22 protein-coding genes, 1 tRNA gene and 2 pseudogenes are annotated in these 24,921 nt (G+C 62.7%); 16 read left to right on the top strand and 9 right to left on the bottom strand.

The genetic code is table 11. From position 1 onward, the window contains the following. Positions 1–8: 8 nt before the first annotated feature. Positions 9–1,004: a tripartite tricarboxylate transporter substrate binding protein gene (locus IVA82_RS38705; protein ID WP_247493827.1), complete on the bottom strand. Its 996-nt coding sequence runs from the start codon at positions 1,002–1,004 to the stop codon at positions 9–11. A gap of 350 nt (positions 1,005–1,354) precedes the next feature. Here IVA82_RS38705 and IVA82_RS38710 point away from each other — a divergent pair, with 350 nt between their 5' ends. The 6 genes and pseudogenes from IVA82_RS38710 (at position 1,355) to IVA82_RS38735 (ending at position 6,086) form a co-directional block, all read left to right on the top strand. Further along, positions 1,355–1,921, top strand: coding sequence for a TetR/AcrR family transcriptional regulator (locus IVA82_RS38710; RefSeq protein ID WP_247493828.1), 567 nt, complete (start codon positions 1,355–1,357; stop codon positions 1,919–1,921). Positions 1,922–1,935: 14 nt separating this feature from the next. Continuing rightward, entirely contained in the window at positions 1,936–2,919 is a 984-nt protein-coding gene (locus IVA82_RS38715) for an MDR family oxidoreductase (RefSeq protein ID WP_247493829.1), read from the top strand. Between the two features lie 97 nt (positions 2,920–3,016). Beyond that, positions 3,017–4,225 (top strand): annotated as a pseudogene (locus tag IVA82_RS38720) (PLP-dependent aspartate aminotransferase family protein). A 38-nt stretch (positions 4,226–4,263) separates the two neighbouring features. Next, positions 4,264–4,755, top strand: a complete 492-nt coding sequence (locus tag IVA82_RS38725) for an ester cyclase (protein WP_247493830.1) — start codon at positions 4,264–4,266, stop codon at positions 4,753–4,755. A 60-nt stretch (positions 4,756–4,815) separates the two neighbouring features. Then, positions 4,816–5,445, top strand: coding sequence for an FMN-binding negative transcriptional regulator (locus tag IVA82_RS38730; RefSeq protein ID WP_247493831.1), 630 nt, complete (start codon positions 4,816–4,818; stop codon positions 5,443–5,445). A 14-nt stretch (positions 5,446–5,459) separates the two neighbouring features. Continuing rightward, positions 5,460–6,086 (top strand): LysE family translocator, encoded by a 627-nt coding sequence (locus tag IVA82_RS38735; protein ID WP_247493832.1) that lies wholly within the window; start codon positions 5,460–5,462, stop codon positions 6,084–6,086. Positions 6,087–6,235: 149 nt separating this feature from the next. On the opposite strand, the gene IVA82_RS38740 is transcribed toward IVA82_RS38735, so the two are convergent. Genes IVA82_RS38740 through madL form a run of 3 tightly spaced genes read right to left on the bottom strand, consistent with a single transcriptional unit; the run spans position 6,236 to position 8,127 of the window. Beyond that, positions 6,236–6,931 carry a GntR family transcriptional regulator gene (locus tag IVA82_RS38740; RefSeq protein WP_247386184.1) on the bottom strand — a complete coding sequence of 232 codons (696 nt, stop codon included), beginning with the start codon at positions 6,929–6,931 and terminating at the stop codon, positions 6,236–6,238. Next, positions 6,932–7,696 carry a malonate transporter subunit MadM gene (madM, locus tag IVA82_RS38745; RefSeq protein ID WP_247386183.1) on the bottom strand — a complete coding sequence of 255 codons (765 nt, stop codon included), beginning with the start codon at positions 7,694–7,696 and terminating at the stop codon, positions 6,932–6,934. After that, on the bottom strand, positions 7,693–8,127 hold the full coding sequence (madL, locus tag IVA82_RS38750) for a malonate transporter subunit MadL (RefSeq protein ID WP_247386181.1): 435 nt from the start codon (positions 8,125–8,127) through the stop codon (positions 7,693–7,695). Before madL ends, madM begins: the two co-directional genes overlap by 4 nt. A 193-nt stretch (positions 8,128–8,320) precedes the next feature. Here madL and mdcA point away from each other — a divergent pair, with 193 nt between their 5' ends. Genes mdcA through IVA82_RS38785 form a run of 7 tightly spaced genes read left to right on the top strand, consistent with a single transcriptional unit; the run spans position 8,321 to position 14,332 of the window. After that, positions 8,321–9,967: a malonate decarboxylase subunit alpha gene (gene mdcA, locus IVA82_RS38755; protein WP_247386180.1), complete on the top strand. Its 1,647-nt coding sequence runs from the start codon at positions 8,321–8,323 to the stop codon at positions 9,965–9,967. Between the two features lie 10 nt (positions 9,968–9,977). Next, positions 9,978–10,295: a malonate decarboxylase acyl carrier protein gene (gene mdcC / locus IVA82_RS38760; RefSeq protein WP_247386178.1), complete on the top strand. Its 318-nt coding sequence runs from the start codon at positions 9,978–9,980 to the stop codon at positions 10,293–10,295. Next, positions 10,292–11,206: a biotin-independent malonate decarboxylase subunit beta gene (locus tag IVA82_RS38765; RefSeq protein WP_247386177.1), complete on the top strand. Its 915-nt coding sequence runs from the start codon at positions 10,292–10,294 to the stop codon at positions 11,204–11,206. The genes mdcC and IVA82_RS38765 overlap by 4 nt, the downstream gene beginning before the upstream one ends. After that, the gene (mdcE, locus tag IVA82_RS38770; RefSeq protein ID WP_247386175.1) at positions 11,193–11,930 is read left to right on the top strand and encodes a biotin-independent malonate decarboxylase subunit gamma; all 738 of its coding nucleotides are present in this window, start codon (positions 11,193–11,195) and stop codon (positions 11,928–11,930) included. The genes IVA82_RS38765 and mdcE overlap by 14 nt, the downstream gene beginning before the upstream one ends. Next, on the top strand, positions 11,923–12,570 hold the full coding sequence (gene mdcG, locus IVA82_RS38775; RefSeq protein WP_247386173.1) for a malonate decarboxylase holo-[acyl-carrier-protein] synthase: 648 nt from the start codon (positions 11,923–11,925) through the stop codon (positions 12,568–12,570). The genes mdcE and mdcG overlap by 8 nt, the downstream gene beginning before the upstream one ends. Then, positions 12,567–13,421 carry a triphosphoribosyl-dephospho-CoA synthase MdcB gene (gene mdcB, locus IVA82_RS38780; RefSeq protein WP_247493833.1) on the top strand — a complete coding sequence of 285 codons (855 nt, stop codon included), beginning with the start codon at positions 12,567–12,569 and terminating at the stop codon, positions 13,419–13,421. The genes mdcG and mdcB overlap by 4 nt, the downstream gene beginning before the upstream one ends. Further along, a complete protein-coding gene (locus tag IVA82_RS38785; protein ID WP_247493839.1) occupies positions 13,415–14,332 on the top strand; it encodes an acyltransferase domain-containing protein in 918 nt (305 codons plus the stop codon). The genes mdcB and IVA82_RS38785 overlap by 7 nt, the downstream gene beginning before the upstream one ends. Before the next feature lie 138 nt (positions 14,333–14,470). Here IVA82_RS38785 and IVA82_RS38790 read toward each other — a convergent pair whose 3' ends face one another. The 4 genes from IVA82_RS38790 to IVA82_RS38805 form a co-directional block, all read right to left on the bottom strand. Continuing rightward, complete coding sequence (locus IVA82_RS38790) at positions 14,471–14,755, bottom strand: nucleoside monophosphate kinase (protein ID WP_247493834.1); 285 nt, start codon at positions 14,753–14,755, stop codon at positions 14,471–14,473. 88 nt (positions 14,756–14,843) lie between these two features. Beyond that, entirely contained in the window at positions 14,844–16,820 is a 1,977-nt protein-coding gene (gene acs, locus IVA82_RS38795; protein WP_247493835.1) for an acetate--CoA ligase, read from the bottom strand. A 247-nt stretch (positions 16,821–17,067) separates the two neighbouring features. Further along, complete coding sequence (locus IVA82_RS38800) at positions 17,068–18,699, bottom strand: MFS transporter (RefSeq protein WP_247493836.1); 1,632 nt, start codon at positions 18,697–18,699, stop codon at positions 17,068–17,070. A 14-nt stretch (positions 18,700–18,713) separates the two neighbouring features. Further along, positions 18,714–19,025 (bottom strand): alpha/beta fold hydrolase, encoded by a 312-nt coding sequence (locus tag IVA82_RS38805; protein ID WP_247383677.1) that lies wholly within the window; start codon positions 19,023–19,025, stop codon positions 18,714–18,716. Between the two features lie 280 nt (positions 19,026–19,305). Between IVA82_RS38805 and IVA82_RS38810 the strand changes: the two genes are divergently transcribed. The 3 genes from IVA82_RS38810 to IVA82_RS38820 all read left to right on the top strand — a co-directional run bounded on the left by IVA82_RS38810 (position 19,306) and on the right by IVA82_RS38820 (position 23,479). Further along, positions 19,306–19,381: transfer RNA gene (locus tag IVA82_RS38810), tRNA-Ile, on the top strand. 606 nt (positions 19,382–19,987) lie between these two features. Next, entirely contained in the window at positions 19,988–22,303 is a 2,316-nt protein-coding gene (locus IVA82_RS38815) for an SNF2-related protein (RefSeq protein WP_247493837.1), read from the top strand. Positions 22,304–22,312: 9 nt separating this feature from the next. Beyond that, positions 22,313–23,479 (top strand): hydrogenase maturation nickel metallochaperone HypA, encoded by a 1,167-nt coding sequence (locus IVA82_RS38820; RefSeq protein ID WP_247493838.1) that lies wholly within the window; start codon positions 22,313–22,315, stop codon positions 23,477–23,479. 398 nt (positions 23,480–23,877) lie between these two features. Here IVA82_RS38820 and IVA82_RS38825 read toward each other — a convergent pair. Beyond that, a pseudogene (locus tag IVA82_RS38825) lies at positions 23,878–24,003 on the bottom strand (ISAzo13 family transposase); the annotation flags it as partial. Positions 24,004–24,921: the final 918 nt, after the last annotated feature.

A 24,921-nucleotide genomic window follows, 5' to 3' on the forward strand; every position in this document is an offset into this window, starting at 1 on the left:
TCGGCGAGCTACTTCTGAAGAGACGCCCCGATGTCCTTGGCCCACTTGTTCCAGTAGGCCTCTTCCCGTCCGACGTCGGCCGTGAAGCTCTCCACCGTTGAACCAGTGATGAGCGTGGCGCCGATCGTTTCCAGTTGCTTCAGGAATTCCGGATCGCTCGAAGCCTTGTCGAGTGCGGCGCCAACCTTGGCGACGACGTCCGCGGGAAGGTTCGGCGGACCCGCGACGCCGAACCACGGCGAGATATCGAGAGGCTTGCCACCGGCTTGCTCGATCGTCGGCAGATCCGGGAAAGCCGGCGACCGGTCGGCCGAGGTCACCGCGAGCGCCTTCAGGGATCCGGCCTTGACCTGCTGACCGATCGTGGCTTCGGTGAAGAAGCCCACCTGCAGGATGCCCGACATGCAATCGACAACTGGTTGATTGCCGCCCGAATAGTTGATGAACGACATCTTCGTATCGTAGGCCATGTCGAATAGCGTGCCGCCGACATGGGACGTCGCTCCGAACGTGCCGCCGAAGTTTACCTCCCCAGGGTGCGCTTTCAGATAGGCGACGAGTTCCGGAACACTGGATACTGGAAATTTCGGGTTCACCACGAGCAGGTTCCGCTGTTTCGCAACCTTCCGAATGTAGGTGAAGCCATTCTGCTGATCGTAGCGCACGGACGCATAGAGTGCCCTGGCGCGAGTATTCGAGGACTCCACCGCGACCAGAAGCGTGTACCCGTCGGGCTTCGCGCGGGAGACGTTTGACGCGGCGATCATTCCGCCGGCACCACCATTGTTCTCGACGATGACGGTCTGATTCAACTCCTTCGAGAGCAGACGGCCGATGACGCGCCCAATGATGTCGGTCGGGCCTCCCGCCGGGAAGCCGACGACCAGCTTGATCGTGGTCGAGGGATAGGCATCGGCCGCATCGACCGGCTCAGCAATGGGGCCAAGGAAAAGAACGGCCGCACCGGCGACAATCGAAGCGGCTTTTCGGAAAACTCGAAACATGTAGCACCTCTCTCGAAGAATGGCCGACCTTCGATCTAAGGACACTTTGTGTCAAGTACGAAACTAACGTGACGTGACACCGAACCGCACAATGACTCGGCAAAACTGCGGAAAAAAGCTTCAACATGCAAAGTTTATCGGCAATATGGCCAAAAATGGCGTCCCGGCACACGCCGTCGCTTCGTTTCCACGCTTGCCAAGATTCGGCATTTGTGTTCTAGACGATCGGTCTACTGAGGACACAAATGGCCAGATCTCCAGATGATCGCCGCCACCCGGGCGAAACGATCCGGCACGACGTCGGGTACGCACCGACGCGCGACGTTCTGATCCGTTGCGGAATGGAAGTGATGACTCGGCAGGGATTTGCCGCCACGGGCTTGGACGCATTGCTGCGCCGCGCCACCGTGCCGAAGGGCTCGTTTTACCATTACTTCGATAGCAAGGCGGAGTATGGCCGCGAAATCATGAAGGCCTACGATTCCTTTTTCCGGCACAAGCTGGACCGCGCCCTGAATGACGAAAGGCTTGCGCCGTTGGCACGCATGCGAGCCTTCGTCGAAGCCGCCAAGGCGGGTATGGCGAAGTACAGCTACACGCGCGGCTGCCTAGTCGGAAACCTCAGCCAGGAGGTCGAGGCGCTGCCCGACGATTACAGGTCCGCTTTGGACGGAATCATCAAGGGCTGGCAGCGGAAGGTGGCGCGTTGCCTGGAACTCGCGCGCGACGCCGGCGAGATCGGAGACGCCGCGGACTGCGATGCCTTGGCCGAGTTCTTCTGGATCGGCTGGGAGGGAGCCGTGATGCGGGCGCGCCTCGTCAGGAACGGCGCTCCACTCGATACCTTCATCTCCGGCTTCGTCGCCGGTCTCCCGCGCCCGGACGGGCCAAAGCTCCGGTCCAAGGAAAGAACGTGAAAGAGGAGTTCAAGTTGTTCAAAGCCGTGTTGATTGAAAAGGACGATCGAGGATATCGCGCCGGCGTATGCGAGTTGTCCGAAGACCGACTTCCCGAAGGAGACGTGACCGTCGACGTCGAGTACAGCACGCTGAACTACAAGGACGGACTGGCGATCACCGGCAAGGGCCCCATCGTGAGATCCTTTCCGCTGGTGCCCGGAATTGATTTCGCAGGCTTGGTCTCGTCGAGCTCCGACCCGGCATTCTCACCGGGAGATCGGGTGGTTCTCAACGGCTGGGGTGTCGGCGAACAACATTGGGGCGGCCTGGCGCAGCGAGCAAAGGTCAAAGCCGACTGGTTGATCAAGCTGCCGCCCTCGATGCCTTCCCGCCGCGCGATGATCATCGGTACCGCGGGCTATACGGCGATGCTGTCGATCGTAGCCCTCGAGAAGTATGGCATCCGTCCCGGCGCGGGTGACGTGCTGGTGACCGGCGCCGGCGGAGGCGTCGGCAGCATCGCGATCATGCTTCTCCACAAGCTCGGTTTTCGCGTCGTGGCTTCGACCGGCCGACCGGACGAGGAGCCCTATCTCAAGAGGCTGGGGGCTGCCGAGATCATCGACCGGTCACAATTGTCGCAGCCCGGCAAGCCGCTGCAGAAGGAACGATGGATCGCTGCGATCGACTCGGTAGGCAGCCATACGCTCGCCAATGTTTGCGCCGGGATCAAAGCGGACGGAGCGGTCGCCGCGTGCGGCATGGCGCAAGGATTGAATTTTCCCGCAAGCGTCGCCCCCTTCATCCTGCGAGGAGTGGCGCTGTTCGGCATCAACAGCGTGACCCGCCCGAAGGCAGAACGCGTCGAAGCCTGGGATCGTCTCGCTTCCTTGCTTACCGAAGCCGATTTGGAGAAGACGGCGGTCGAGATCGGTCTGAACGACGTCGTCGCCGCGGCTGGCGGCCTAATGAGTGGCCAAGTGCGCGGGCGCACGGTCGTCAACGTCAATAGATGACATCGACCGAAAAGTAGAGCGACGCGACCGGCGGTCGCGCCTGGAAGCAAACCCGAAGGCAATGACCGCTCGCGCAAAGATGGGAGATCTCCAAACGATGGCCGCTTCGGAACGAATTGCAAGGGATGAACCTGGGTTCGGGTTCTCGACGCGAGCGATCCACCATGGGTATGACCCTGCCCATCACTCCCGCGCGGTATCCCATCCCATTCATATGACGTCGACCTTCGCCTTCGACAGCGTCGCCGAATTGGATGCGGTGGCCGCATTGGGGGGCAAACTGTATGGGCGGGAGTTCAATCCGACGACCGCATTGCTGGAATCCCGCTTGGCAAATCTGGAGGGTGCCGAAGATGCCGTCGTACTGGCCTCGGGAATGGCCGCGTTCGGTGCCTTGGTTCTTTCGCTCCTATCCCAAGATGACGAACTCATCGTCCATCGGACCTTGTATTCGAATACGACGACCATGACGGAACAGGGCTTGCCTCGCTTCGGCATAAAGACCATCCCTGTCGATCTCAATGACCCCGCCAATCTGGATACTGTTCTCACATCTCGCAGTAGAGCCGTCTACTTTGAGACGCCGGTCAATCCCACAGGAGACGTGCTCGACATCGAAGCCATTGCGAAACGTGCTCGGCGGGCCGGCCTCCTGGTGATCGTCGACGGCACATTTGCATCTCCCGCGCTGCAGAGGCCTCTCCAATGAGCGGACATCGTGCTCCACTCCCTTACCAAATATATCAGCGGGCATGGAGACGTTCTCGGAGGGGCTCTCCTGGGACGGACCGAGCTGATCGAAAACATACGTGATCGCGGCTTGCGCTACATCACCGGTGCCGTCATGTCGCCGATGGTTTCTTCTCTGATTTTACGCGGGATCAAGACGCTTCCTCTCCGGATGGACCGCCATGGATCCAACGCACTTGCGATTGCGCGCATGCTCGACGCCCACTCGGCGGTAGATTGGGTGAATTATCCATTTCTGCCGTCCCATCCGCGGCATGCGATCGCAAAGAGACAAATGTCAGCGGGATCTGGAATGCTGTCCTTTGGTCTTCGCGGTGGTTTTGATGCTGCCCGCTGTTTTCTCGACCATCTCAAGCTCATTACGCTTGCCGTCAGTCTCGGAGACGCTGAAACGCTCATCATGCATCCCGCGAGCTTGGTTCATGCCCGGCGCGCCGTTCGTCCCGAAGCGCGCCTTCAAAAGGGGGTCGGAGATGACTTGATTCGCCTGTCGGTTGGTCTGGAAGACGAGGCAGATTTGCTCGGCGACCTCGAGCAGTCCCTAAACCGTCTTTAGCTCGCCCGCAACGAGTGTTCGTCAAGGAGAGGCCAAACATGATTGCCCCGCCGCCAGGACTCGAGCCCGCCATGGACTTTGCTCGGGTTGCTCTAACCCCGCAGAAAGAAGTCGTTCGAAAGTTCTACAAGGACATGTGGGACAATGCGGACGTCGCTCTAATCCCTGAAATATTTCAGCCGGGCTTCACCTTCCGGGGCTCCCTCGGTCCTGTCCTCGTCGGCTTCGATCAGTTCGCGGACTACGTCAGATGGGTGACAGACTCCCTGGAAAACTACACGTCTGACATCCTCGATCTCCTCGAGGAGGGCAACGCGGTCTCGGGAAAGCTGCGCTTCCACGGCATCCATCGGAAGCCGATGTTCGGCCATGCGCCCACCGGACGCCACGTGTGGTGGTACGGTGCGCCGGTCTTCACGTTTCGAGGCGACAAGGTGAGCGATCTGTGGGTCTTGGGCGACATCCACGGACTGATCGGTCGTCTCGCGCCGGATGCGACTAGCAAGCCGGAATTCACAACGGACAAGTAGCCCTGCTCCATGACCGCTCGCGCCGAGCGGACCACCTTTGACCATTAACGGAGACAAGCCATGTATACGCCTCCCGCATTCAAGGACGAAGACGTCGAGAGTATCCGCGCGACCATCCGCGACGCCCGCCTGGCCAATCTGGTGACGGCGACTGCCGAGGGCCCGCTTGCGACGCCGCTTCCATTGTTTCTCGACGAAAGCAAGGGCGAGCACGGCGTGATCTACGGGCATCTGGCAAAGGCCAATCCGCAGTGGCAGGTTCCTCCGATCGGAAACGCGGTCACGATCTTCATGGGTCCAGAGGCCTATGTAACGCCTTCCTGGTACGCGACCAAGCAGGAGACCGGCAAGGTCGTGCCGACCTGGAACTACGTCGCCGTGCACGCGTACGGGCCTGTCGAGTTCTTCCAGGATCCAGAGCGCCTGCTCGACGTTGTGACTCGCCTGACGCGGAAGCACGAAGCAGCGCGCGCGAAGCCATGGGCCGTCTCCGACGCTCCCGCGGATTTCATTGCCGCCCAGTTGCGCGGCATCGTCGGGATCCGCATCCCGGTGGTGCGCTTCGAAGGCAAGCGCAAGATGAGCCAGAATCGTCCAATGGCCGATCGCGTCAGCGTCGCGGCGGGCCTGGCCGCCAGCGAGCATCCTGCGGACCGTGCCGCGGCCCCTCTAATTCCCGTGCGTGTCTAGCTTTCAGAGATACGATGTTCGAGCTTCAGACGTTCGCGCTGTTCTTGGTCGCAGCTACGGTCGTGGCGGTCACGCCGGGGCCGGGCATTTTCTACATCGTCGCCCGCACGCTGGCCGGCGGCCGGACCGAGGGATTAGCATCCAGCGTCGGGTTGGGTCTCGGTGGTTTCGTACACGTGCTCGCCGGCGCGATCGGCATCTCGGCCCTGGTGATGGCGAGCGCGGAAGCGTTCACTGCGCTGAAGATCGCCGGCGCCTTCTATCTCATCTGGCTCGGCATCAAGACGTGGAGGGAAGCGCGGGTCCCCGCGCCGACCGAAGTCCAGACGACCGGCGCTGGCCGTGCGCTGCGCGAAGGCATCGTCGTGGAGGCACTGAATCCAAAGACGGCCGCGTTCTTCCTTGCCTTTATTCCGCAGTTCGTCGACACGAGCGTGAACGTGGCTCTGCAGTTCGTTGTGCTCGGCACGATTTCCGTCGCCTTGAACACTGGCGTAGACCTGATCGTGACCCGTTGGGCGGCCAAAGCGAGGGATGGACTCGCCGGGCGACTCACGTTCATCGCGCGGACGAGACAGACCTCTGGAGCAGTGATGTGCGGACTCGGAGCCGCGCTTCTTATCGCGCGTCGCGCAAGCTAATTTAGGCTGACGCTTTGTCGCGGTGTCGATCTGATGCCGTCGTCCCATCAGAACAAGCAAAACATCAGGCGCCCGGCCTAATCGACCATGGGCCAATATGGCTAAACTACATCACCAAATGCGCAAGTAGGCTCATCCTGCCGTCACATTCAACCTTGTCCGCCGGCGCGATCGTCGATGTAGCGGCGAAGCGCCGCGGCGGCGTTCAACATGTGCGCGCGCATTCTGCGAGAGGCCGTATCGCCATCGCCTTCCGCAATCGCCTGCATGATGGAATCATGCTCGTCGCGGGACTTGCGGATGCGATCGCCCTGCCGCAATTGCGTGCGCCGGAAGGCGCTGAGACGCGCACGGACCTCCTGCGCCTGCTCGGCCATGAACGCGTTGTGCGTTGCGCTGTAGATGCCTTCGTGGAACAGCCGGTTGAACGCGTCGTACGCATCGACGTCGTTGGCGTCGACCATTGCCAGCGAGCTGTCGTGGAGCTCGATGAGATCGCTGCGCTCCAGCGGCGTCATGCGATAGGTCGCGAGCCTGACGCACATGGCTTCCACCTCTGCGCTCGTCTCGAACATGTCCATGATGCGTTCGGGTGTCATCCGTGCAACGACGAGCCCGCGACGGCCCCGCACCTCGACGAGCCCGCTGACGACGAGCTGCCGGAGCGCTTCCCGCACCGGCGTGCGGGAAGCCCCAAAACGATCGGCAAGCTGCTGCTCTTCCAGCGCCGAACCGGCAACCAGCGAACCGGACGCAATCTCGTCGGTGAGCGCATTGCGGATGCGATCGGAGAGAAGACCGCCATCGTCTTCTGCCTCAGCCGCAACTTTGAACAGACCTGCCATTCAGCTTCCTATGATTGCGCGCACCGTAAAGTAGAGAATGGACGGCGCGACGAGGCATCCCAACCCGGTATGAAACGTCGCGGTCAACGCGCCGTAAGGAACCAGACGCCGATCGGTTGCCGCGAGCCCTCCTGACACGCCGCTGACCGTTCCCATCAAGCCGCCAAACACCATTGCGCTGCGCGGATTGTTCAGACCGATCATGTTCGCGACAAAGGGCGTACCGATCATCACGATCACCGCCTTGAATACACCGGTCGCGATCGAGAGCGCAATAACCGGCGATGACGCGCCAATCGCCGCTCCCGTGACCGGACCGACGATGTAGGTGACCGCGCCGGCGCCGATCGTCGTCAGCGATTCGGCGTCAGTGTAGCCAAACGCGGCGGCGACGAGAACGCCCAGAATGAACGGAACGACCGTCCCCAATCCGAGCGCGACCGCACCGATCAGTCCGGCCTTGCGCGCATGGACGACGTCGACCTCGAAGGCGGTGGCGACGATGGCAAAATCCCGCAGCATCGCGCCTCCCATCAACCCGATCCCGGTCAGCGCCGGCAGGTCGGCGAGGCCCTTTTCACCACCGGTGGCAATGCCTCCGAAAAACGCGAGCAAGAGCCCCAGCATAATCGCGATGGCCGAGCCGTGGATGCGCCCGAAGGTGAGATATTTCGAGATCGCTCCGGAGATCCACATCAGGATGCCCACTGCGGCGAACGCAGTGATCAGCGAACTGGCGGCGAGAACGTGAGATATCATGGTCATCCGATCCTCCCGGACTTGAAGTGGGGCACATTCGCCTCGATCGCCTCTCGCGCCTCGATCTCGTCCATCGTTTCGATGGGGCCGCTAAACCGGCCGATCAGGGCGACCATCGCGAAACAGACCGCGACTGCGCCTAGCCCAGCGATGACCACGATCGGACCGCCCTTGGCCGCGGCGACAACGTTCTGCTGGGCCGCCATGGCGACCACGATCGGAATGTAGAAGCTGCCCCAGAACTCGACGCCGGTCTTGAGGCCGTGGCTGAGCAGGCCGTGCCGCACCAGCCAGAGCCGGGCCGCAATCAAAAACATCATGGCAATGCCGACGCCGCCGACATTGGCCTTCACACCGAGGGCGAGGCCGAGCAGGTCTCCAAGCAAGGACCCCAGCAGAGTGCAGATAGCGAGCAGAGCTACGCCGGAAATGGTCACGAGCGCCTCCCCGCTGCGAGGGGACTGCCGAACACGCAATCTGGGCTACTTGTATGCATTCCCATCTTAAATTCCCTCCTGTGTATGCGAATATCCGTCGCTAATGAGATAACGCATACACTAATTGACTTTTGAAGGCAATACGCATACATTGACGGCCATCGAAGCCAATCCGGCATGCCAAGGAGCCAAGATGAGCGATTGGGGTATGCAAAAGGCCGCCCTGGGTGAGCGCCTCACGGCCGGCCAGCGGCACGCCAAGGGAAAGGTCGTCCCGATCCCGAACCTGGGTGCGTTTCTGAAGGCGGTGATCAGGTCAGGCGACCGGGTGTGTCTGGAGGGCGACAATCAGAAGCAGGCCGACATCCTCGCCTCGGCGCTTGCGAACCTCGACCCTGCGGAGGTTCATGACCTTCACATGGTGCAGTCCGGCGTGGTGCTGCCCGCGCATCTCGATGTCTTCGAGAAGCGCATCGCGCGGCGGCTCGACTTTTCCTATTCCGGTCCGCAAGCGGCGCGCATCGCGAAGATGCTGTTCGGCCGCAAGATCGAACTCGGCGCCGTCCATACATACCTGGAGCTGTTCGCGCGCTATTTCATCGATCTCACGCCGAACGTCGCCTTGATCGCAGCGGTGAGCGCCGACAAGGACGGCAACCTCTATACGGGGCCAAACACCGAAGACACTCCGACGGTCGTCGAGGCGACGAGCTACAAGAACGGCCTCGTGGTGGCGCAGGTCACCGAGATCGTCGACAAGGTGCCGCGCGTCGATATCCCCGGCGACCTCGTGCATTTCGTGGTCGAGGCCGGCCGTCCCTTCTATGTCGAGCCGCTCTTCACCCGCGATCCCGCCGCCATCACCGAGACCCAGATCCTGACGGCGATGCTCGCCATCAAGGGCATCTACGCGCCCTATGGCGTGCGGCGGCTCAATCACGGCATCGGCTTCAACACCGCCGCAATCGAGCTCTTGCTGCCGACTTATGGCGAGAAGCTCGGCCTCAAGGGCAAGGTCTGCACCCATTTCGCGCTCAACCCGCATCCCACGATGATTCCGGCGATCGAATCCGGCTGGGTCGAGCAGATCCACTGCTTCGGATCGGAGGTCGGCATGGAGGATTACGTCGCGGCGCGCTCCGATGTCTTCTTCACCGGGCCCGACGGCTCGCTGCGATCGAACCGCGCCTTCTGCCAGACCGCGGGTCTCTATGCCTGCGACATGTTCATCGGATCGACGCTCCAGATCGATCTCGAAGGCCACAGCTCAACGGTGACGACCAGCCGCATCGCCGGCTTCGGCGGCGCGCCCAACATGGGCTCCGATCCTCGCGGCCGTCGCCATCCAAGCGAACCCTGGCTCAAGGCCGGCGCCGAGGCCGACCCGGACTCCGACGCAGCGCTGCGCCGCGGCCGCAAGCTGGTGGTGCAGATCGGCGAGACCTTTGGCGAGCGCAACACCCCGCTGTTCGTCGAGCGGCTCGATGCGCTCGATCTGGCGCAGGAGCTCAAACTCGATCTGGCACCGGTGATGGTCTACTCCGACGACGTGACCCACATTGTCACCGAGGAAGGCATCGCCAACCTCTTGATGTGCCGCAGCAAGGACGAGCGCGAGCAGGCGATCCGCGGCGTTGCCGGCTACACCGACATCGGCCGTGCCCGTGATGCCAAGCTGGTCGAGCAGCTCAGGCAGCGCGGCGTGATCAGGCGACCCGAGGATCTCGGCATCGATCCGCTTGATGCCGACCGCCGGCTGCTCGCGGCCCGCTCGGTCAAGGATCTCATGCTGGCCTCCGGCGGTCTCTACCGCCCGCCCAGCCGCTTCCGCAACTGGTGAGGAGTTTTGCATGGAAAAGCTCAGCTTCAGACTGTCTGCCTCCATCCCCGCCGGCGGCACTCGCCCGCAGGCTATCGTCGGCGTCGTCGCCTCCGGCAATCTCGAGGTGCTGCTGGAGCGCGCTTCGCCGCCGGATGTCTGCACCATCGACATCGCAACGGCGGCCCACGGCTTCGGCATGGTGTGGAACGCCGTGGTCCGCGATTTCGTCGCCCGCCGCTCTGCCGGAGGCTTGCGCATCTCCATCAATGACGGCGGCGCGCGGCCCGACACGGTTGCGCTGCGCCTGGCCCAAGGCGTCCGCAAGATCGAGGAGCCGGAGCGATGACAGCCCCCACCGCCAACAATGACTCGCTGAGCTGGTACGAGGCGAGCGCCCGGCAGCGCATCGACGTGCTGGTCGATGCCGGCAGCTTTGCCGAATTCATCGGACCTGAACTGCGCGAGATCAGCCCGCATCTGTCGATCTTCGGCCTGCCGGAGCAGTTCGACGACGGCATCGTCGTCGGGCGCGGCCGCCTTGACGGCGCGCCGGTGCTCGTCGCAGCGCAGGAGGGACGCTTCATGGGTGGCGCCTTCGGTGAAGTCCATGGCGCCAAGCTCACCGGGCTGCTGCGCTCTGCCCGCAAGCTCAAGCAGGACGTGCTGATCCTGTTCGACACCGGCGGCGTGCGTCTGCAGGAAGCCAATGCCGGCGAGCTCGCCATCGCGGAAATCATGCGCGCGATCATCGAGGCACGCCGCGGCGGCATCAACGTCGTCGGCCTGATCGGCGGACGCGCCGGATGTTATGGCGGCGGCAGCCTGATCGCCGGCACCTGCTCGCGCCTGATTATCTCCGAGCAGGGCCGGCTCAGCGTCAGCGGCCCCGAGGTGATCGAGACCAACAAGGGCATCGAGGAATTCGACTCGCGCGACCGCGCGCTGGTGTGGCGCACGATGGGCGGCAAGCACCGTTATCTCATTGGCGGCGCCGACATGTTCGTCGACGACGAGGCGCTGGCGTTTCGCGAGGCGGCGATCGACGCGCTCAAGATCAAGCGTGGCTGCGACACCACCGTTCTCGAAGCCGAGCAGAATCGCCTGGAGCGTCGGCTGCGGCGTTTCGGCGAAGCCGAGGAGGCCGTCGAGATCTGGCAGACGCTTGGTATCGAGGCGCCGACCGAGATCCCGGCGCTTGCGACCGACGCGTTTCTACGCGCGGCAGACACAAGGGAGAACGCCGATGACGCTCGATGATATCCTGGCCGGCCTGTTCCCAAACGGCAGCAAGATCGAAACGACGGGCGCGATGATCGCGGGAAAGGCGGTCCCGCCGGATGGCGCGTCGATCCACGTGCTCGGCATCACGCAAGGACAGCCGCTCGGCGTCGACGAGGCGATCGCGCTCGCAGGGCACGTGATCGAGATCATCAAATCGGGCGATCGGACGCCGATCCTGTTCCTGGTGGATTCCGCCAGCCAGCGCATGAGCAAGCGTGACGAGCTGCTCGGCCTCAGCGAATACCTGTCTCATCTCGCCAAGACGCTGCTGCTGGCGGAAGCCGAGGGACATCGCACGGTCGGCCTGCTCTATGGCGGCAGCGCCGCCGGCGCGTTCATCGCTACCGCGCTTGCGACGGGCACGCTGGTCGCACTGCCGGGCGCGCATCCCGCGGTCATGGACCTGCCGTCGATGGCCCGGGTCACCAAGCTGCCGATCGATCTGCTCAAGGCCAAGGCGGAAATGACGCCGGTGTTCGCACCCGGGCTCGACAACATGGTCCGAACTGGTGGCGTCCACGTCGTCTGGGACGAACATGCACCTTTGGCGGGGCAGCTTGCCGCCGTGCTGCGACGGCCGCACGGAGAGGATGACCGCGGCCGGCTCGGCACCGAACGCGGCGGACGGCGGAAGGCCGCGGAACTCGCCGAGCGCGTTGCCCTCGCTGCGGCCTCGCATCAGGGGGCGCGACATGCTTGAGCCTCTCGCGCGTCATACCATGGTGAAGGCCTCGGCCGCCGGATGGGCCGCCGTGATGAACCGCTATCCCGAGCTCGCCAGCGAGCCGATCGTCGCGGGCTGGGTCCACGCCGGACGCCCGCTGGTCGTTCGCCGGCCGGCTTGCAGCGATACCGCAGGCCTCGTTCCGCTCGGTCTGCCGCTGCCGCCAAGCCACGGCAAACGTCGCATTGCGGTCTCGCTCACTGCCGCCGATATCGTCGCGTCCTCGCCGCCTCCGTTGCTGGCCAAGGCCGCCACTGCTGCGCCGGCGGCCTGGCGGGAGACGATAGAGAAGCTCCTCCAGCTGCTGCCGGAGACCCGCACCTACGGCAGTCTCGCCTGGCAGCACCTCACCGGCCTTCCCTATCTTTCAGATGGATCGGACCTCGATCTGCTCTGGCCTCTCTCGTCGCCCCATAAGACCGGAGTTCTGTTGTCCAACATCGCGCGGATCGCAAAGCGGGCGCCGATGCGGCTGGACGGTGAGGTCACAGGTCCTGCCGGCGGGGTTCAATGGCGCGAACTGACCGGCACTGACGAATGCGAAGTGCTTGTGAAGGGCACGGCAGGGGTTACCACCACGACGCGCGCGGCCTTCCTCGCAGGTCATGTGTCATGACCATTGCGCGCAGATGGCAATCACTGCCGGACCGCGCGCTTCATGCCGAGCAGCTCGGTCATCTTGCTTCGCTTTGCCTGAAGCTCGAAGTCGAGACCTATCCGAAGCCCGGGCTTGTCAGCCATGTCGACAATGGTGCGCATCGCGACATGGACGCCGGGCTGTTGTGCCTGAGCGCTGAGACCTTGATGCCTTTCTTCGGCGATCTCGCCCTCGCGGGCGCCGCAGGCGCGGGCATGAACCGGCTGCGCGCCATCGGGGTTGCCGCGGAGCGCGCGATGCTGGCTGCGACCTCCGGCGTCAACACGCACCGCGGCGCGATCTTCGGTCTGGGTCTGCTCTGCGCCGCGGCCGGGTATCGGAATGCCGTCGGCATTCGCAAGTCCCTCGGCCGGCTGGTTTCGGAGCGTTGGGGCGAGGACATCCTGTCCGGTCCGGTATCGCTGCGCAGCCACGGCGCCGTGGCCGCGCGGCGCTACGGCGCCGGGGGCGCAAGGGGGGAAGCCGCCGACGGTTTCCCGTCGGTCTACGACATCGCTCTACCCGCGCTGCATGCAGCGCGCGAGCTTGCGCCGCATGACGAGGAAGCTGTTCGCGTTCAGACCTGCATGAGCTTGATCACTAGCGTCACCGACACCAACCTCCTGCATCGAGGCGGGGCCGAGGGACTGGGGTTCGCGCAAGCCAGCGCCTCCACCTTCCTTGCCGCGGGCGGGATTGGATCGCCGGGATGGCGCAGGCGCGCCGCCGAGCTTCACGAAGCTTTTGTGACACGCAATCTCAGTCCCGGCGGCTCCGCAGACCTGCTGGCGATGGCCCTTTTCGTCGATCGGATAGATCTGGGATGTTAGCACTGCTCTGCGGCGGACAAGGTGCGCTTTCGGACAAGATCTTTGATCTTGTCGCGGACCAGCCTGCCGCAGCGTCAATCTTCGCCGCGGCGACGGCTTGTCTGGGTGAGGATCCGCGCGAATTCGTTCGGACGCGCAACGCCGAGCAACTGTCCGAGAATCATGCCAGCCAGATTCTGACCGTCACATCGGCTCTCGCGACCCACGCCTGCATCTGTGACCTGCTGACCGGAGTGACCGCCGTCACCGGTTATAGCGTTGGCGAGATGGCGGCCTGGAGCATCGCGGGAATTTGGACTGCCGATGAAGCGTTGCGGCTCACCAATATTCGTGCCCGGCTGATGGAAAGCGCAGCCGGGCCCGACGGGCGCCTGGGTTACATCCGCGGGCTCGACCGCGCTACGATCGAACCTCTGCTTGCAAAGCACCGCTGCGAGATCGCGATCAGGAATCCCGACCTTCTTTTCGTGATCGGAGGCGTGGAGCGGGATGTCATCGCGCTCTGCGACGACGCCGCCAGGAAAGGAGCGCGCACGGGGCTTCTCGCCATCAAAATCGCGTCGCATACGACTAGGCTTGGGCGGGCCTGCAAACCTCTGCAGCAGGCACTCGATACCAGCAGGGACGCGGCCGTCGCAGGCCAGCGCGTCTTACTTGCCGGCGGTGACGGCGAACGCATCTTCTCGGTCGCCGGCGCCACGGTGAAGCTGGCAAACCAGGTCGCCCGTCCCATTGATTGGGCGGCAACCCTGGACGCGCTTACAGAGCTGGGCGTCACGGAGGTGCTGGACCTCGGGCCCGGGCATGCGCTGGCTGAGATGATGCTAGCATCTCAGCCGTCCAAACGCTGCTACGCCGCAGACGGCTTTCGCACGCTCGAGGGCCTGCGTAACTGGGTTGCTTCCGAATAGGAGGAGAACCGGACGCGGGCCACGCTCGATCCCGCAGTCGACGGGCCCCGGTTATCTAATAGCCTGGACGAGTGCGATGGTTACGTAGTCTACAGCTCAATGACGCATCGATCGTTCTCAGTATCCCTTGGCCGCATATTACTCAATCAACGGCCTGGCTTGCTTGGCGCAGGAGGTCAGGTGCAGGCTGAGCGCCTCGTGATTATCGTCCGGACGCGCAATCCGGTCGGACATCAGCCTGATCGCCAAGTCTTCCGGCACCAGCTTGCCTTCCTCATGAGATCCCGGCACTTGTCGCCCCATTACCGCTTCCTCCGACACCGCGGCGCGGCATATCGCCGGTCGACAGTTGCGGGATTGCAAAATCTGCGACAGCTTGAATGCTTGCGTCCCCTTCCCAGCGCCCGGCGGCCCCAAGAGCACGAGTCTCATCTCTTCCGTCCGCTAAGGCGATGTCGGGCACGATGCGACAATTCAATGAGCCCCGCGCCACGAACAGGAATCACATCGATCATTGTGAGGCGCTAGACCGCTTGTTCTGCCGGTTCTTGACGAGGTCGTCGACCACGCCGGGATCGGCCAAAGTCGAGGTGTCGCCGAGGCTGCCGGGCTCGTCCTCGGCGATCTTGCGCAGGATGCGGCGCATGATCTTGCCGGAGCGGGTCTTGGGCAGGCCGGGCGAGAACTGGATCTGGTCGGGCGCGGCGATCGGGCCGATCTCCTTGCGCACCCAGGTGACGAGCTCCTTGCGCAGTTCGTCGCTCGGCTCGACGCCGGCCATCAGGGTGACATAGGCGTAGATGCCTTGGCCCTTGATATCGTGCGGGTAACCGACCACGGCGGCTTCCGACACCTTCTCGTGCGCCACCAGCGCGCTCTCGACTTCCGCGGTGCCCATGCGATGGCCGGAGACGTTGATGACGTCGTCGACGCGGCCGGTGATCCAGTAATAGCCGTCGGCGTCGCGCCGGCAGCCGTCGCCGGTGAAGTATTTGCCCTTGTAGGTCGAGAAATAAGTCTGTTCGAAGCGGGCGTGATCGCCATAGACAGTGCGCATCTGGCCCGGCCATGACCGGGTCAGGCAGAGATTGCCTGTGGTTTCTCCCTCCAGCACCTTGCCGTCGGCATCGACGATTTCAGGCGCAACGCCGAAGAACGGCTGCGTCGCCGAGCCCGGCTTGAGCTTGGTCGCGCCCGGCAGCGGCGTGATCAGAATGCCGCCGGTCTCGGTCTGCCACCAGGTGTCGACGATCGGGCAGCGGTCGTCGCCGACGATGCGGTGATACCACTCCCAGGCTTCCGGATTGATCGGTTCGCCGACCGAGCCAAGCAGGCGCAGGCTCGCGCGCGAGGTCTTCTTCACGGGGTCGTCGCCCGACTGCATCAGCGCGCGGATCGCGGTCGGCGCGGTGTAGAAGATGTTGACCTTGTGCTTGTCGATGACGTTCCAGAATCGCGAATTATCCGGGTAATTCGGCACGCCTTCGAACATCAGCGTGGTCGCGCCGTTGGCGAGCGGCCCGTAGAGAATGTAGCTGTGGCCCGTGACCCAGCCGACGTCGGCGGTGCACCAGTAGATGTCGCCGTCGTGATAGTCGAACACGTACTGATGCGTCATCGCCGCGAACACCAGGTAGCCGGCCGAGGTGTGCAGCACGCCCTTGGGCTGGCCGGTCGATCCCGACGTATAGAGGATGAACAGCGGATCTTCGGCGTGCATCGGCTCGCACGGGCACTCCGTCGTCACCATTTTGGCGGCGTCGTGATACCAGAGGTCGCGGGTCGGGTTCATATTGACCGCGGCACCGGTGCGCTTGACCACGACCACCCAATCGACGTCGCTGCTCTTTTCGATCGCGGCGTCGACATTGGCCTTCAGCGGCACCCTCTTGCCGCCGCGCAGGCCTTCGTCCGCGGTGATGACGATCCTGGACTGGCAGTCGTTGATACGCTGGGCGAGGCTGTCGGGCGAGAAGCCGGCGAACACCACGGAGTGAATTGCGCCGATCCGTGCGCAGGCCAGCATCGCGTAGGCCGCTTCCGGAATCATCGGCAGGTAGATGGTGACGCGGTCGCCCTTCTTGACGTTGCGGGTGCGCAGAATGTTCGCCATCCGGCAGACCTCGTCGTGCAGCTCCTTGTAGGCGATGTGCTTCGACTGCGAGGGATCGTCGGCTTCCCAGATGATCGCGGTCTGGTTGGCGCGCTTGGCGAGATGCCGGTCGATGCAGTTATGGGCGACGTTGAGGATGCCGTCCTCGAACCATTTGATCGAGATGTTGCCGGGGGCGAAGGAGACGTTCTCGATTTTGGTGGGTGCGTGCATCCAGTCGATGCGCTTGGCCTGCTCGACCCAGAACGCGTTCGGGTCCGCGATCGAGCGGGCGTACATGTCCTTGTACTTGACCTGGTCGATCCAGGCGCGCTTGGCCCACTCGGCCGAAACCTGATATACCCTCTCGGCGGCCGCTCTCTTCTCTGCGTCCATCGAACATCCTCCGTTCATTTCATGCGCACACTCATATCATCTTGAAGGTGCAGCTACGCTCTCGTAATCCGGCGGCGGAAAATGGCTACCGCCGTAAGCCAGTAGCGGCCCATCCCACATTGAACAGCCGAGCCGGTCGTCCCAGCGGATTGCATGCATCTGCTCGACGTCGGAAGCCAAACGTCAGGAAAGAGCGGAGAACCGGCGAGCGTAACAAGACGATCTCGCCGATTCCCAAGGTACACGATCAAGTATTGATGTCTCGACCGCGAGTCTCCGGCAGCAGTATAGCTCCGATAATTGCCGTCGAAGCCGCGAATGCGATCGTGTACCAGAGTCCACCGAAAATATCGCCGGTAGAGATGACGACTGCGGTCGCGACGAATGGCGCAAATCCACCAATCCAGCCATTGCCCAGTTGTAGGGCAATGGAGACGCCGCTGTACCTGATGCGCACCGGGAAAAGTTCGACGAGAAGGGCTCCTAGCGGGCCATAAACCATCGTCGCGAGGAACACCAGCCCGAAGAGTACCGCGACTACCATGGGACCATTGGGTTCGGCCGGCGCCTTCAATCCCGGAAGACCCCTTTCGGTGAGTGCCCTTAGGAGCTTGGCCTCGTCGAAGGGAACAGCCGCTTCATCGCCGATCTGGATAGTGAGAGATGCCGCATCGGCTTTCACGACGTAAGGAACGGCTCGCGTTGTTAGGAACGACTTCGCGCGGGTGCACTCTTTGGCCGCTTGGGGACTGAAGAGTTGACCGAACAACGACTGATTTTCGGTACAGTCGTTTGCGTGGATCACCACAGCGGTTTTCGAGCGGAAATCCGCGAGCGCCGGATTGCCGTAGGTTGCCAGTCCATGGAAGAGAGGGTTGATCAATAAGGCCGACAAGGCACATCCGGCAATGATGATCGGCTTGCGCCCTATCTTGTCGGACAGCCAGCCGAACAACAGAAAGAACGGCGTACCAATAGCCAGCGCGAAGAGCAGATACAAGTTTGCCTGCTCGAGGCTCATCTTCAGCACGGCCGTCATGAAATAGAGGCTGTAGAAATGCCCAGTGTACCAGATCACGGCCTGACCAGCCACGGCGCCGAAAATTGCCACAAGCACCAGACGCAGATTGCGACGATCACCGAACGTATCTGCGATCGGACTCCTCGAGCCTTTGCCCTCAGCCTTCATCTGCTGAAACACCGGTGACTCATGCAGCTTAAGACGAATGTAAAGCGAGAGAACAAGAAGGGCGAGCGATCCCACGAACGGTATACGCCAGCCCCAACTCGAGAAGCTTTCCGCTGACATCGAAGAGCGGCACAGCAGGATCACGATCAGCGAAAGAAATAATCCGAGCGTCGCCGTGATCTGGATCCAGCTCGTGGTGAACCCTCTGCGGTCCGCATCAGAATGCTCCGCAACATAGGTCACTGCGCCGCCGAACTCGCCGCCGACCGCGAGACCTTGCAGCAGGCGAAGGCCGACCAGGATTGTGGGCGCCCACCAACCGAAGGTTTCGAAGGTCGGCAGCAGACCGACTGCCGCGGTGGCGAGACCCATCACCAGCATTGTGACGAGAAACGTCTTCTTGCGCCCGACGAGATCGCCGAGCCGCCCGAAGACGACCGCACCAAACGGGCGAAGGACGAAGCCCGCCCCGAAAGTCGCCAACGCCGCGAGCAATGCCGCTGTCTCATTTCCCTTTGGGAAGAACAGCGTGCTGAAGAACGCGGCAAGAGAGCCGTAGACGAAGAAGTCATACCACTCGAAGACGGTGCCGAGGGCAGCTGCGAAGATGATACGCTTAGTATCGCGATCAAGACGATGGGAGGCGACATCAGTGCCTGAATGGATGGTATGAACGGATTGAACGGACATTTTGCTCTCCCGCATCAGATGTTTTGGTGGACGAGGGACGTCGCACAGACTGCAACGCGAGGCGGTGGCGGCATCATTCCCTGTCGCACCAAAAATTCTCCCAGCAATTGATTGAACGTATTCGGCTGCTCGAGCATCGGAAAATGCCCGGCCGCTGGAATGTTATAGAGCCTGCTGTTAGGAATGCCCTCCGCAAGGATCTGCGACTCCTTTGGCGGCGTGATGATGTCTTCTTCGCCGACGATGACCAGCGTCGGTACGCGGATATCGCCGAGTTTGGCGCGGCTATCCGACGCGTTAAGTGAGGCAATCGCCTGTCGGGCCACGAAGGCTGGTGTCTGCGCGACCTCCTTCTTGGCGAAGTCGATGAGCGCGCGGCTTGCAGCGGATCCGAAGGACCGTTCGATGACCGTTTGGCTCGCCGTGACAACGCCCAGATCCCTTGCTGGAGCGACGTGAGAAATTCACCTGCACGGTTGGCTTGTTCTGTTCGGTGGAGATGAGCTAAGGCGTGACTCAATCGGAGCAATTTGAGATTGCCGGAATGCCGTCCATCCTGTAGACGAACGGCGCACCGTTGCCGGCCATCTTTCAGCGGTCGCCTTGGGGCCTGTAGCTCAATGGTTAGAGCCGGCCGCTCATAACGGTCTGGTTGCAGGTTCGAGTCCTGCCGGGCCCACCAACCTTCGCTCGCGTGCTCGGCACTGTCAGGGGCGATGCGATCGAGGAATCGGTTCGGATTTTGAAGCCCGGGAGCGCCATCGCCTCGCTCATCGGGCCACCAGACGCCGCGTTCGCTCGCGGCCGAGGTACGAACTTCTTCATGGTGCTCCTGTTCGGATTGCTGAGCCGTAAGATTATTCGCCACGCCAGCAAACGCGGCGCTGCGTATTCGTGCCTGTTCGTGCATCCCGACGGCAGCCAACCCGCACCTGGACATCGCCCGCCTCCTCCATCGCTCCTTGCTCTTCGGCGATACCCTCAACGCGAGGACATTAAGTCCAGGCTGTCTTTTTGGGACCGGTTCGCCCAATGGAGGTTGAGGGGTCTCCAATAACGGCACGCGGAGCTGGAGCGGCGGCTATAGCGCATTCCAGACTGGCGCCTGCTATCCACAGGACTCGTGAGCCGCATTTCAATCGTTTGCTTGCGCGGCTGACATTGCTACGCTCTGCGGATCGAATCATCCGTAGTTCCCGGCTCAGCAACATACGACGCGATCATGACCCGTCCGTCGCCGCAGATGATCTTGCCGTTCGAAGCACTGCCGAACGCATCGAAAGAGCCGATGGCGGCCGCGAGTGTGGCGCCGGAAACAGCCGACCAGACGCTCCCGGAAGATGCTCTTCTTGCGGCGATCACCGACCCGGATCGCGAGTCTGGGCTCTTGCCACTTGCCGAGCAGGCCGTTCGAAGCCGCCCGGGCGATGGACGTGTCCTGTTACTCGCCGCGACCGCCGCCCTCCTTGATCGGAATCACGAGCGAGCGCTGACGTTTCTAAAGCGATTTGCCAAACGTTACGTCCTGGTCGAGGCTTATCATCTCCTGGCCGCCTTGGCGCTTGCACAGCAGAACAAGCTCGTAGTTGCGCGCTCGGTGCTCGAAACGCATGGGCTTGCCGATCCGTATCGCGCCTTCGTCAACTTCCCCGCTGGTTGGGCTCGCCGGGCCTGGCTCAATCGCGAGTTGGAACGCATCTTCGAGCGACGCAAGCCACCGCGCCGCGAGCGAGCAGCTTCGAGGACCAGCGTCGCGCGAAGCAAGCCACAGGTCAAATCGGCCGGGCGGCCAACTAGGGCCACGCCGGTGACTGCCGGCAAGAAAGCAGGAGCGTCGGCGGAGGAGGTCGCGGAATCTGCAGGCCTGTCGTTGATCGACGTCGATATCCCATTCGACGCCGAAATCGATCTTGCGCCGCTGCTGGCTGCCGTGCGGGAACCGCCGGTTTGTGACGACAGCGGTTGGTATGGCCTGCGTGAGTGCCATGCCCGTCTCGGTCTGGCACAAGGCTTCGACGAATTGCTTTGCTTGCCGCACCTGCGCGGGGTCGACACGTTCTGGTATCAGGTAGAGACGGTACGCAAGGTGCTGAAGCAGTTCCGCGGCCGGGTACTTCTCGCCGACGAAGTTGGGCTTGGCAAAACGATCGAGGCCGGCCTTGTTCTCAAAGAATACCTGTTGCGAGGAATGGTCGAGAGCTTCCTTGTGCTGACGCCCGCATCTCTCGTCGGTCAGTGGCGGGAAGAACTTGAGACGAAATTTGGCATCACCTGCGCCACAACTCATGAAGCGCGTTTACGCAGCGACCCAGAGGGCTTCTGGAACGAGCGGAGCCTGATAGCGTCACTGCCGGTGGCGCGACGGAGCGAGCACGCGAGCCGACTGCTGGAACGCAAATTCGATCTCGTCATTGTGGACGAAGCCCATCACCTGCGCGATCGCTCGAGCCAGAGCTACAAGCTTGTGGACGCACTCAACAAGCGCTTCCTGCTGTTGCTGTCGGCCACGCCGGTACAGAATGACCTCACCGAGCTGTACAACATACTCACGTTGCTCAAGCCGGGCATTTTCAAGACTCCGAAGGAATTTCGAGCCGCCCACGTCATGCCGGGCAAACCGCGTCAACCTGCCGATCCTCAACGGCTTCGCGCGTTGATGCGTGATGCCATGGTCCGCAATACGCGCGCTGTCGTGGCACTCAAGCTGCCGCGCCGCCACGCGACAACGATCCGGGTGGACGGCGCCCAGGACGAGCGGGCGGCGTACCAGGAGCTGGCGGCGGCGTGCCGGCAGGAAGCTGCGGACGGCACCGCGAAGAGTCGCCTCGCTTTGCAGCATCTGCTCGGGGCCGCGGGTTCCTCTCCGGCCGCGGTTGCGGTTGCGGTGAAGCGTTTCGCCGAACGCAATTCAGACTCTCCGGACTGGCATGCAATCGCCCACCGCTGGGAGCGTATCGGCAACGGCGGCAAGGAAACCGAATTGCTCACTCTGCTGCGGCGAAATCCCGATGAAAAGAAGCTTGTCTTTGTCCATTATCGCGAAACGCTGGACCATCTCGCCGACATGTTGCACAGGGAAGGCGTTGCCTTTGCGCGCTTCGACGGAAGCCTGAGCGGTCCTGAAAAGGACGGCGCCATCAAGCAGTTCCGCGCAGAGGTGCCAGTCCTTCTGTGCACCGAGTCCGGCGGCGAAGGACGCAACATTCAGTTTTGCAACACGCTGATCAATTTTGACGTGCCCTGGAATCCGATGGCGATCGAGCAACGCATTGGACGAATCGATCGCATCGGCCAGCAGCGCGAGGTTTTCGTCTTCAACCTGGTGACTCGCGGCACGCTGGAGGAGCAGATTCTTCACCTGCTCGACGAGAAGATCTCGATGTTCGAGCTCGTGGTAGGCGAAGTGGGGGCGATCCTTGGCAGCCTCGATGAGGATCACGATTTCGCGGAGTTGATGCTGGATGCCTGGCTGCAAGTGACGGAAACTGGCCGCGACGAGGCCGTGGCGGCGCTCGGCCGTCGCCTGCTGGAGGCGCGGGAGCAGCATGAGGACACCAAGACGCTCGACGAGTCGTTGTTCGGCGAAGATTTCGAAGCTGCGTGAGGCGGAGCGATGGGCGACTTGCAGGGGTTCGTTGCTGATCTGCTGGAGCGCAGAGGCGCGGCTGTCGAGGTGGTCGATGCAGAGGAGCTTGCCGTGCTCGCGCCACCCTACGTTCAGAAGTCGATGGGCTGGCCCGAGTTTTCGCGGCTCGGTTTCGGTACGGAACGTTCCCCCGCGGCGATTCCGATCGGGCTGGAAGGTGACTGGGTGGACCGGCTTGCTGCGTTGCTCAGCGACGACGGGCGCTGGGCCACGCGAGAGGTTTCGCCCGGCGACGGCGTCCCGACGCCGCCGAGCGAGCCGCAACGAGTCCTCGACCGCACGTTAGACCTTCCGAACGCGGTTTGGCGCTTCCAGGGCATGAATGCAACCTATGCGCGCTGCCTGATCCTGACCTTCCGCTATGTCGCAGCATCGGACGACAAGCGCGAGGGACTGATATGGCTGGGCGTCAACACCAGCACCGGGGCGGCGATCACTGATCTGGTGCCGCAAATGCGGCAGATCCTGGCGCAGTTGCCCGATTGGCAGGCGCCCGCTCCGACCACGATGCGCGCGGCCGGTCCCGGATGGGACGCTGCCACGATTGAATCCAGGCTACGCCCGCTGCTCGGTCGTCAGGTGCGCGACGAGATCGAACCGTTCCTGCGCGCCATGAGGCGGCGGCTGACGCGCGACCGCGATCGCGTCCACGCCTTTCATGACGAACTGTACCGCGCGGCTCGCAAACGCCTTGCGACGCTCGCTCACGCAGGGGGCGAGCGGGCGCAGGACGACCGCCAGCGCGAGACATTGCGCATCCAGGCCATAGAGCGCGAGCATCGAGCCAAGCTCGATGATCTGCGCCACAACTACGCCCTGCGGGTCACGGTGGAATGGGTCCAGACGCTGGAATTGTACGTGCCGGTGCAACGCTTCGATGTGCTGATACGTCGCCGCAAAGGCGAGCGCTTGATCAGAGTCGATTGGCATCCTCTCATCAAGGCGATGGAGCCGCCGCTGTGCGAGGCGGGGTTCGGTCGCGGTCGGGTTCGCCTGGTTTGCGACGACAAGCTGCATCTCACCGAACCCGCAGGCCAGGCGGCTTGCTCGTCTTGCGGCAAGCTCTTCTGTCGCGCCTGCTTCCCGATGGCTTGCCCACGGTGCGGCCAGACAAGCCCGATGCCTGCAGAGTGATCGAAGACCCGAGCGCAGAGCGTCGCGTCATGAGCAATAGTCGAGAGTCTATTCAGAACCGATTGCGGCCGTGGATCGATGCACGACGGCGATGGAACCTGTCGCATATGCATATCCAGATGGCACGCGAGCTCGGATTAAACCCCGACAAATTCGGCAAGCTCGCCAATCATCGTCAGGAACCGTGGAAGATGCCGTTGCCGGATTTCATCGCGCATCTCTACGTCAAGCGCTTCGGAAAATTGCCGGACGCGGTACGCTCGATCGAGGAGACCGCTGCGGCCGAAATGGAAAGGCGCCGGGCGAGGAAAGCGCGGAAGCTTGCGGCGAGAGAGGATGCTCCCGCTTCCGAAGATCCATGAGACCTGGCGAAGCAGCGGCGGCCTATCATAGAGTGTGGCACGGCTCAGCTTGGGATCGATGAAATTGTGGACGTTGACGAGTTCGGGCACTCCACCGCGCCGCCATTCCCGCCCGTTATTCTTGAAATTGCCTGCCAACTCCTTCTTTTTCGTATCAACGCTCCGGGCGGAAAGCTCGTCTTCTACGCCGGCATGAGCGGCAAGCCCGGCGCCGTGCATCCCGGTCAGCTCATCTTCAAGAACATTAGTCTCGTCAGATTCTGGCTCGGCAATCCCGCGTGGAGCAGCTTGCTGAAGGTGGCCGAGCATGTCGCGACCGCCGTTCGCCTCATCGATGAAGGCAAGCTGAAGGTTCCGGTCGCTGCGATCTCCCCCTCATCGCCGCCAAAGAAGCCATCGCGCATGCCCAGCGCGGAGAGAGCCGGCTCCGGTTGTCTGAACAGATTTTCCGCGTCGATAAGTGGAGCCTCTGCCGGGATTAGGCCGCCGCGCGGAGCGGCGGAAGGTTGAAGTAGGCTTGATCCGGGGTCATGTCGTCAAGACTCGAATGGGGCCTTCGTCCGTTGTACAACAAGGTTTGAGAACGCCCACAGGACCGTTCTTCGCGAGATTCTTTATCGATATCATCCTTGGTTTGGCTGCCGAGTTTACGTTCACGGAACGGTCGACAAGGCTGATGAAGTCGCTTTCCGCTGCTCGCTGGATGGATCGCAAACAGATCGTTGGCTGGAGGTTCCAGCCTGGATGTTCGACCGGACGGCATGCCCTGAGGCTGAGCTTTTGGCAGCTCGGCCATTTGTCAGCATAACCGCACTTGCAGCGCTTTCTGCGCTTCTCGATCTGGCGTTGAAGGATCGAACGCCATCAGCTGCCCTGCTTTCTGGCGCATCCAGAGCCTCTCACGACCAGATTCGGGGAGAGACCCATGTCACGGCAGACGGCAATGCCAGGGAGCGGATACCGACACAATCGACAACCGCGGCCGCAGATGGATCTGTTCGGGAGCGGCCTGTCGAACGGCGCCATCGGCGCGCCAGCATGGCCGGAGCTTCCGGCGGAAGCCCGGGCGGCCCTCACGAG

The sequence above is a fragment of the Bradyrhizobium sp. 142 genome (assembly GCF_023074015.1).
Lineage (GTDB): Bacteria > Pseudomonadota > Alphaproteobacteria > Rhizobiales > Xanthobacteraceae > Bradyrhizobium.